At 61.6% G+C, this 9,177-nt stretch carries 6 protein-coding genes; 5 read left to right on the top strand and 1 reads right to left on the bottom strand.

The features are described 5' to 3' along the window. Positions 1-781: 781 nt before the first annotated feature. Complete coding sequence (locus MGN01_RS22695) at positions 782-1,492, top strand: sigma-70 family RNA polymerase sigma factor (RefSeq protein WP_238258521.1); 711 nt, start codon at positions 782-784, stop codon at positions 1,490-1,492. A 183-nt stretch (positions 1,493-1,675) separates the two neighbouring features. Further along, positions 1,676-1,885, top strand: a complete 210-nt coding sequence (locus MGN01_RS24030) for an SGNH/GDSL hydrolase family protein (protein WP_147049068.1) — start codon at positions 1,676-1,678, stop codon at positions 1,883-1,885. A gap of 17 nt (positions 1,886-1,902) precedes the next feature. Here MGN01_RS24030 and MGN01_RS22685 read toward each other — a convergent pair whose 3' ends face one another. Beyond that, entirely contained in the window at positions 1,903-2,202 is a 300-nt protein-coding gene (locus MGN01_RS22685; protein ID WP_147049067.1) for a helix-turn-helix domain-containing protein, read from the bottom strand. Between the two features lie 347 nt (positions 2,203-2,549). On the opposite strand from MGN01_RS22685, the gene MGN01_RS22680 reads away from it, so the two are divergent. From MGN01_RS22680 to MGN01_RS22670, 3 genes are all read left to right on the top strand, one after another. Then, complete coding sequence (locus MGN01_RS22680) at positions 2,550-4,313, top strand: type I secretion system permease/ATPase (protein WP_147049066.1); 1,764 nt, start codon at positions 2,550-2,552, stop codon at positions 4,311-4,313. A gap of 2 nt (positions 4,314-4,315) precedes the next feature. Further along, a complete protein-coding gene (locus MGN01_RS22675; protein ID WP_147049065.1) occupies positions 4,316-5,695 on the top strand; it encodes an HlyD family type I secretion periplasmic adaptor subunit in 1,380 nt (459 codons plus the stop codon). Between the two features lie 90 nt (positions 5,696-5,785). Continuing rightward, complete coding sequence (locus tag MGN01_RS22670) at positions 5,786-8,800, top strand: serine-rich family protein (RefSeq protein WP_147049064.1); 3,015 nt, start codon at positions 5,786-5,788, stop codon at positions 8,798-8,800. Positions 8,801-9,177 lie beyond the last annotated feature (377 nt).

Below are 9,177 nucleotides of genomic sequence, written 5' to 3'. Positions count from 1 at the left end.
TATGCTCGTGGCGATGTTGATGCTGCCAGCAAGGCTACAAGCGCAGCAGCGACGTCCTATTCGGCATCTGCGCTAGGATCTGCAGCCGAGATACGGCAGTGTGGCGTCTCAAGTCTCCTCGTCAACCTGATCTATGATCCGCCAATCGCTGAGCTACGCGGCTCGAGCGAGGTCGGCCGTTTCTCAACTCCGTCGGTCTTTTTGGAACGCCTTCGGAGGCGGCTACACGGCCGCTATGGGGCGCTGCCTTTAGAGCGCCGCCATTGTGGGATGTCCGTTTGTGGAACCAGCCCAAGCGCCCTTTGCGGCGAGGTTGGGTCACCTGCCTTCCGTCCGCTTCCGCGGCAAGCCTTTGGGTCTCTCGTCCTGACAGGATGCGCGCAAGCTGCGGTTCTGATGTCCCTCACCTCGCTGCCGGCCATCAGGTTGGTCTCGCCTCGGTCGTGCTCGTAAAGCGTTAGTTGCGTGCCGCAGCTGGTCAGCACGGTGCGCAGATCCTCGACGCAGATCTCTGCGTCCTGGAAGCTCGGCAGGCTGTCACGCCGATAGGTGACTCCGGATGCCGTAAACACGACGACAGCAAACCCGCCCTTGGGACAATCTACGATCGTATAAGTCACCTGGCGTGCCATCACCTCGACCGTTCTGATCTCGCGTGACGCTCGCAACGCGTTCGACCGAGGGAACGATCCCCCCCATATTGGGAGTTAGATGTTCACTGTACGGCCGATCTGACCGGCCTAGGCAACTCTCCGTCTGCCTTTCTGCGAAGGAGCATGGATTGAACGACATGCTGATACCAAGTGGACCTGGTTCAAACGGCCTCACATATGGAAAGGGTTGGCTGCGTTCTCCGTCACCCGCGACCGAGCAACATGAGTTCGGTGGTTTGGCTGAAGCCATTCATCGGAGACCGGGGCAGGATAAGCGCTCCGATTGCAATCATGATCTTGACGAGCCGCGCGATGACAGCGGCTCAGCGACACGCGTGACCGATGCAGCTTTTCGTGATGAATTGATCCGTCTGGTTCCAAGGTTGCAAGCTGTGGCCCTATCGCTGACCGGCAATCCAGCGAGAGCGGACGACCTCGTGCAAGAGACCTTGCTGAAAGCTTGGACCAAGCACGATCAGTTCGCGGCGGGGACCAATCTCAAAGCCTGGCTTTGCACCATCCTTCGCAATCAGTTCTACAGCGAGTGTCGAAAGACGCGCCGCGAGGTAGAGGACGCGGATGGAGCAAGAGCGGCCTCTCTAACCACGGCCCCTCCTCAGGAATACGGATCGGATCTGCGGACGGTTTTGCATCACGTGGCCAAGCTTCCCGCCGTTCAGCGCGAGGCTTTGTTGCTCGTTGGAACGCAAGGGTTCACCTACGAGGCCGCGGCAGAAATGATGGGGTGCGAAATCGGAACGGCGAAAAGCCGGGTCAGCCGGGCACGTGCGTGCCTCGTCGGTATGTTGAAAATGCCGCCAAGCCCGACTCCGGCGTGATTCGGAAGCCGTCGGCGCCCGCCGGACAGGTGGGCGCCATTGGCGATCAAAGGCAAAGGCACGTCGCGCAAAGTCTCACAATCGCGCCCATACATATACAGCAAAACTCATAGTTGCGCCTCGGATGTCATTCGCGCAGGAAGAAGGGGCGTCCTCTCGCTTTGATTCCGATCTGCTATCCCTATGCTTCGCCGCGTATCCTATCGCATCATCGAACGTCCCGACGGCCGGTTTGACGTCGTGGTGACATCTGTAGGAGGCGCAACGCTCTCTCGCGAAGCTTTGGAAACGCGCGAGGATGTCGAGGACGCGCTCGATACACTCCGCGCGCTGATGGCGGCTTGTGGCGTCGTCGTATCGGAAGAGCCTTCGCTGGGGCTGGCCGCGGAATAGCGACCACACCCGAACGGCTATTCGGAATCAAAAAGAATTTCGTAGGTCAGCGGATCGTAGAAGCGCATTAGCCCCTTCACGAATTCCCTAGGATCAACGCCTAATGCCGTCGCCCAGACGCGATACCGGTCGGGCGGTACACGACCGCGGCCAGTCTCCAGCTGCGAGATGAAGGTATAGTATTCCGCGCCGACCTGCGCAGCGAGCTGCCGCTGCGAGAGACCGCTCTTCTCCCGGAGATCCTTCAGGAACCGGCCGCCCTCGCGGCGCAGTTCTTGGACCTCCTCCGATGTCAGTCGCTGAACATGGGCATACACGGTGGGACGACTTTCCTTCTGACGGTCAACCAACTTGCGGCAGGCCGTACAGTGACTTTCATATACAACCCACTTTCGGACAGTCCAGATCCGAACGCGTTTTGCGGGATTGTATTGCGAGCGTTCTAACTTGGAACGCTTCGAATCTGCCCTATCCTTCGGAGGATGCAGGAGTTACGCGACCCGCGGACTACGGCGCTATGCGCCAGCATCGAAGCCGTTGAGCTGATGCCTTGGGCCCCCATGCGAAGCACGCTGAGCCAGCGTCTGAACCGCGATCGGTCTTGCGATACGCAATCGAACCTGGGGCAGGGCTCCTCACTTTCTGAATTCGGTGAGGATCTGGCATGAGCATGACCAGGAGCAGAACAGTCTTGGAGGCGGGCCGATACGCCGTCGGCCCAGTGCTGCTGACCGTGCTGATCTTCGGATTCTTTACGAACCTGCTCCTGTTCGTCGGCCCTCTGTATATGCTGCAGATCTACGACCGGGTGCTCTTGAGCCGGAGCGAAGCGACGCTCTTCGGCATCACAGTGATCGCCGCCTTCGCGCTGGCCGTTTATGCAGCTCTTGAGATGCTCCGATCGCGCCTGTTGGTGCAGGGCGGCCTAATCTTCGACCGGGCCATCGCAGGCCCGATGTTCTCAATGGTGCACCGGGCCAACCTTCTCCGTCCGAACACCGGACAGGACGCTAGCCTGCGTGACATCGACATCTTGCGCGAGTTTCTCACCGGCAGCGCGATCCTCGCCTTCTGTGATCTGCCATGGGCACCGCTGTTTCTTCTGGCCTGCTTCATTCTTCATCCGTGGTTCGGTTGGATGGCGCTCGCCGGCGGCGGGGCACTTCTCGCACTGACCTTGGTGGCCGAGTTCGCCACGCGGCGCTCCCTCAATGTTGCCGGTCAGGCGGCCCGCGAGGCCGAGGGTCAGGCACGGGAAACTTTCCGCAACGGCGAGGTCCTGCAGGCGATGGGCATGGTCGGCGCTCTGCGCGCCCGCTGGCACAGCCAACATGACGAGGCGCTGCTCCTTCAGGCGCGCGCGAGCCGTCGGACCGGCACCATTGCTGCGGTCACCAAGTTCATCCGCATGCTGCTTCAGACCTTGGTCCTCGGAGCGGGCGCATATCTCGCCATCCATCGTGAGATTTCTGCCGGATCGATGATCGCGGCCTCGATCATCCTGGGCAGGACTCTTGCGCCGATCGAGGCAATTGTCAGCCACTGGAAAAGCTTCACGGCGGCCCGCGCGAGCTACGCACGGCTATGTCGGCTCGAGGCCGCAGTGGGTGCCGAGCCGCATCGCGTCGCACTGCCGCGACCACGCGGTCTGATCGATGTCGAGAACCTCGTCGTGGCAGCCCCCGGGTCGACGGTTCCGATTCTGCGCGGCGTGAGCTTCCGCCTTGAGTCCGGTAGCATCGTCGGGGTGATCGGTCCCAGTGGCGCCGGCAAGTCCACTCTCGTCAAAGCAATGACCGGTATCTGGCCCATCGCATCAGGCGACGTGAGGATCGACGGATCTGAACTCGCCCATTGGGATCAGCAGGCACTGGGGCGCCATGTCGGCTACCTGCCGCAGGATGTCGAACTCTTCGAGGGCACGGTTGCTCAGAACATCACGCGCTTCGGCCCGGAGGACGACGAGTCCGTCGTTGCGGTCGCGCGGCGGGCCGGCTGCCATGATCTGATCCAGACGCTGCCGGAGGGCTACAACACTCGTATCGGTCCGGGCGGGCAGGGACTGTCCGGCGGCCAGCGGCAGCGGATCGCGCTTGCCAGAGCAATATACGGCGACCCGAGCCTCATCATTCTCGACGAACCGAATGCAAGTCTCGATCAAGCCGGCGAATTGGCGCTCCTGCGGGCAATCTCGGACCTTCGCCAGCAGGGCGCGACGGTGGTGATCGTTACGCACAAGGTCAGTCTGTTGACCGGAGCCGACACGGTCCTGATGATGGAGGGCGGCACGCTGCGCAGCGCAGGCGCTCCGGATCAGATCCTCGGACAGCTCGTTGGGACCCGGCCGGTTCCAACGCTCGTCGCGACGGGTGATCCGGCAACGGGCGAAGCAGCGCGGACCGCCGACGGACAGCGGAGCACCGGCTAACCATGACGGTCCGTCTCGCCCCCGCGCTTCCGAACGCGCGACAAGTCGGATCGCCTTTGGAGCAAGCCGACATCGACGACTCGCCACGGCATGCAGCCGCCATCGCTTGGCGTCGTTACGCCGTCGCCGGCTATGCCCTCATCATTGCAGCCTTCGGCGTCACAGGAGCCTGGGGCGCTCTCGTCCACCTCGACCGCGCCGTCATCAGCCCCGGTGTGTTGGTCGCGGAGAGCAACCGGAAAACCGTCCAGCATTTCGAGGGCGGTATGGTCCAAAATATTCTGGTCAAGGACGGGCAAGTCGTCCGTTCAGGTGACGTGCTGCTACGGATCGACCCCCTGCAATCCGAAGCCAGCGCGGACCTTTTTCGTAATCAGCTCGACGCGGCCCTGGTCCTTGAGGCCCGCCTGCGGGCGGAGCAGGACCAGACCGACAGCTTCAAGGTGCCCGCAGAGATCGCAGCGCGGCGGAACGAGCCGGCGCTCGCGCGCATCATTCGCGACCAGACCAGCCAGCTCACCGAGCGGAAAACCACGCTCCAGGGCCAGCTCTCGCTGATCGACGCGAAGGTCACCCAATTGAAGACCGAGATTTCGGGGATCGCGGTGGAGAAGGCTGCCGTCGAGCAGCAGGTCAAATACATCCGCCAGGAGCTCGATGGCCTGCGCAGCCTGCAGGGAAAGAACCTGATCCCCGTCTCGCGCCTTCTCGCGATGGAACGCGAGCGGACCCGTCTTGAAGGTGTCATTGGCCGATCTGTTGCCGACACGGCGAAAGCGCAGAACGCCATCAGCGAGACCGGACTGCAGAGTACCCAGCTGAGGCAGCGCTTCCAAGAAGGCGTGACCGCTCAGCTGCTAGAGGCGCGTCAGAAGATTGGCGAGCTGCGAGAAAAACTTATCGTCGCGCAAGACGTCTACCGGCGGCACGAGATTCGTGCCTCGCAGCAGGGCGTGATCCAGGGCCTTAAGGTTCACTCCATCGGGCAGGTGATCCGCTCCGGAGAGCCATTGATGGAGATCGTGCCGACGAGCGACCGGCTCGTCATCAACGTGCAGTTCTCGCCGAACGACCTCGAAACGGTCCGTTCAGGAATGAGGGCCGAGATCAAGTTTCCCTCTTTCCAGACGCGCCGCACACCTACGGTCTTCGGAACGCTGACGACTGTCTCGCGCGATCGACTCATCGATGACGGCACGAAGCAGCCCTATTTCGCCGGCATCGTCGCCATCGACGACGGCAGCCTTCCCGACGAGGTCAAACAGCAGCTCATCGCCGGGCTGCCTGCCGAAGTCGTGGTGTCGGCGGGCGAGCGGACGGCGCTCCAATACCTGTTCGCGCCCTTCTTCGACGCAATGGGGCGTGCCTTCCATGAACGGTAGACCGAGAACCGTCTTATGTACGAGGCGCCTGATGCACCTCCGGGTCGGCCCAACGTTCGTGGTGCAAGCCAGGTCGATAGGTGAGGCGAGATGAGCACCGTCATCCCTTTTGTCCGTGCGACCTCTGTCAGGCGCGGCCTGTGGTCGAACCAGGAGCTTGCCGAGTTCTATCGAGTCGAGGCCGCACTCTGCCGCGCCGGAATGGCGATCACGAGCGAGCATGGTCTCAGCGACGAGGGTGATCCGTGGTTCGTTTTCTGCCAGCCGAACGGCGAGGTCATCATCCACTTCGCGAGGATTGACGGCAATTATATCATCGCCTCCGACGTGCTGGACAACACGATACGCGGCCCCGATTTCCGGGCGCTTATCGACGAGATCGCACGGCTGCGCCCGGATCTCCTTCCGATTCCGCGGGTCAGCGAGGGCACAAAGCTCGTCGTCCACCCGGCATCGGTGCTCGCCGCGCTGGTGGCCGCAGCCGCGCTCAGCCTATCGCCTGACGACGCTCAGGCATCACAGGCAGGCGAGGACGAGCATCCATCGCCAGCAGTCGACGTCGCAAGATCTGCCGAGCCCGCCAAATCGCCGACGGGTGGTACCGGCGAAGCCGGACAAGGCGGCAGCAACCATCAGCCGGGCGATCGCAAGCAATCCCAGGCCATGATCTTCGCCGCGATGGCTTTCGCGGCCGAGGCCGTTGCATCGGATCATTTCGGCTTTCAGACAGATCTGGATGTTATCCGCAGCGGCAATGTAGGCAATATTATGCAGCACGCCGGGCTGGACGATGGCCTACCCGGCTTAGACACGGTCGGCAGCTCTTCCAATGGATCCGGTGCTGTCGCGCAGTTCGCCTCGGCCAGCGCCGTGGGCAGCAGCAGCTCTCAGCAAGGCTCCACGCCAGCATCGGCAAACCGACACGATAACGTCACGCAGGTTCCGTCGGACATGCGAGGCGAGCTTTCCGGGCCGTCATTCTCCGAGAGCGGGCATATTCCTGTCAGCCCGATCTTGGACCCGGAAGCGATAATCAGACCTGCGGCTTCGCCTTCTCCGGGAACGGCAGCCAATCAAGCGTCTGCACGCTCAGATGGCCTAGTCGGATCGTCCTCATTCGCTCCCGATACCCAAGGTGACCGGCAAGAAAACAGCGCTTCGTTTTCGCGAACGGAGATGAGCGGACGCTCTAGCGATACGGGTCCGAATATGTCTGAAGGCGAGCTAGGGTCGTCCAGCGCGTCTTGGCAAAATGGAAGCGGCAAGACCGTCGCGACGGGCGCCTCAGTCGGAATAGTCAACAGAGGATCCGAAAAGGGCGATAAGCCGGCCGCCGAGGCTGCGCAAGGCGATCGATCCGGCGACGGTAACGGCAAAGCCAAGGGACATTCCAAGGAAACTGCGGCCACGCAGACCGAGCCCGATCCAACCGCTTCGGCTGATGACCAAAGCAATCTGCCCGGCAAAGGCCATGGAAACGCCAATGGTCATCCCGAGGGGGCAGCCGCAGCGCAGGCCGATGCTTCGCCCTCCGCTTCGAACGACAGTCAGGGGGATCAGTCTGGTAACGGAAAGACCAATGGCCATTCCAAGGGCGCAGCTGCGGCGCAGGCTGATGCTTCGCCCTCCGCCTCGAACGACAGCCAGGGCGATCAGTCCGGCAACGGAAAGGCCAATGGGCACTCGAAGGTCGCTACTGCCACGCAAACCGGAGGCATCACGGACCCGGATGCTGCTCAGAGCGAACAGCTCAACCACGGCAATGGGAAGGCTATCGGACATTCAGGGAGTGTTGCCGCTGAGCAGACCGCAACACCGGCTTCAAACAATGGCCACGGAGATTACGCGAACAACAGCAACGGGAAAGCCAAAGGCCCTGCCAATGCGGCCTCTGTAGACCAGCCCGCGACCGCATCCGTTTCTTCGGCGAGTTATCACGACGATCAACCCAACCACGGCAACGGCAAAGCGAGCCACGGGAAGACGTCGCTATCGGCCAACGATCACGCGCCAAACGCATCTGAGACTCCGACGCTACATCCAAACCCCGGAGCGAACGGACACGGGTTCACCGATCATCAAAGCGAGGTCGCGCCACCTGCAATAGGCGTCACCGGCGATGGCGGATCGGGAAGTGGGAACGGTCACGGCCCTCGTCTTGAGACACGTCAGGATGAACACGCTTCGCCCGAGGCGCACGGCACTGTTGGAAGCATCGATGCCCGCGTCTCCGGGTCATCCGCCGTGCCAGTTAGTAAAGATTCGTCATCGGCTCAACCGCACCAGAATGGACATCAGGTCGAGCTAGCTCAGGCGCAGACTTCGCCTAGCGCCGTAGCCGCCGTGGCCGATGCAACTGCGGATATGCCATCACAGCACCGAGGCGATCCCAACGGCGATCAAGAATCCGCCTCCCATTCAGATCGTGCGCCCCTCGATCAAGGCGCCCACGATTATCTTGTTACATCTACGACGGCATCTGCGCATCAAGCCGCGACCGCTGCACAGCCCGACGCCGGACATCGACCGGAGATGCCGGCCCTCCCTCATGCGGATCATGACGCGGCGGTCGCACCAGATCACGCCAACGATACTTCGGTCGATCGACATTCGAAGCTCGATACGCAGGCTCTTCCGTCGCTTGGCGTAGACAGTAGGGCTGCAACCGAAGATCTGGGCTCAATACTCCCGCCACATAAGCACGGCGGCGGCCCGACGGATCAGGCACATGTGCCCTTCGACAATACCGGCTCAGCCACTCATCAAGCCGGCGGACTGGCAGCGGGCCACGTCGATGCAGACGCCATTTCCGGCATATCGAACGAAAACGCTCCTGCACATTCGCTTGGTAGCGGCAAGCATCAAGGAGCTGAACTTGCCCGTGATCCTCTCTTGCAAAGCGGAACAGTGTCCGCTCGTTCGGAAATTTCGGCCGCAACGATCGATGACCATGGGAACCTCGTGTTTCAAGGCGATCCGGCACGAGATGCGAGCGCTCCTATCGCTGTGCACGAACTGGATATTCCAGCCGTTCATCAACCTTTGAGTGCTATCGGAGTGTCGGATCACAGCCACCCGGTACACGACTTGTTCCATCACTCCTGATACGAGTTACTGACTGTTTTGCGCATGCTGCTAATCGGCAGATCGCGCTGCATGTCGACGAATGTGCCGGGCGAGAAGGCGACCGCCTCCCAAATCTTCTCGGAACCCTCTGGAGAGATCAGCCGTTCTGGGCAGTCTCGCGACCTGGAGGAAGATTCGTGCAGCAATCAGTCGATCATGCAATCAAATGTCAAAGCACTCTGCCATCACTGCGGCTGGCAGTTCTTGGCTTTTTATCCTCCACGGTCAGTGTTGCAGGGATCATGACTATGCTTAGCATGCTCGCTTGAGCTAGCTCGCCAAAAGAATAGCCGCACGTAGCTCAGAGAGCCCCGCCTCCATCGACTGCGCCAGAACCGTGCCTTAGCTGCGATTCT

The organism is Methylobacterium gnaphalii (assembly GCF_007992215.1).
Lineage (GTDB): Bacteria > Pseudomonadota > Alphaproteobacteria > Rhizobiales > Beijerinckiaceae > Methylobacterium > Methylobacterium gnaphalii.
Note: the sequence above shows the minus strand (reverse complement) of the source record. Positions and strands in the feature narration are given on the sequence as shown.

What these genes read in the sequence shown, in the direction of transcription:
- MGN01_RS24030 (WP_147049068.1), top strand. Translation starts at nt 1,676, where the DNA reads ATGCTTCGCCGCGTATCCTATCGCATCATCGAACGTCCCGACGGCCGG.
- MGN01_RS22680 (WP_147049066.1), top strand. Translation starts at nt 2,550, where the DNA reads ATGAGCATGACCAGGAGCAGAACAGTCTTGGAGGCGGGCCGATACGCC.
- MGN01_RS22675 (WP_147049065.1), top strand. Translation starts at nt 4,316, where the DNA reads ATGACGGTCCGTCTCGCCCCCGCGCTTCCGAACGCGCGACAAGTCGGA.
- MGN01_RS22670 (WP_147049064.1), top strand. Translation starts at nt 5,786, where the DNA reads ATGAGCACCGTCATCCCTTTTGTCCGTGCGACCTCTGTCAGGCGCGGC.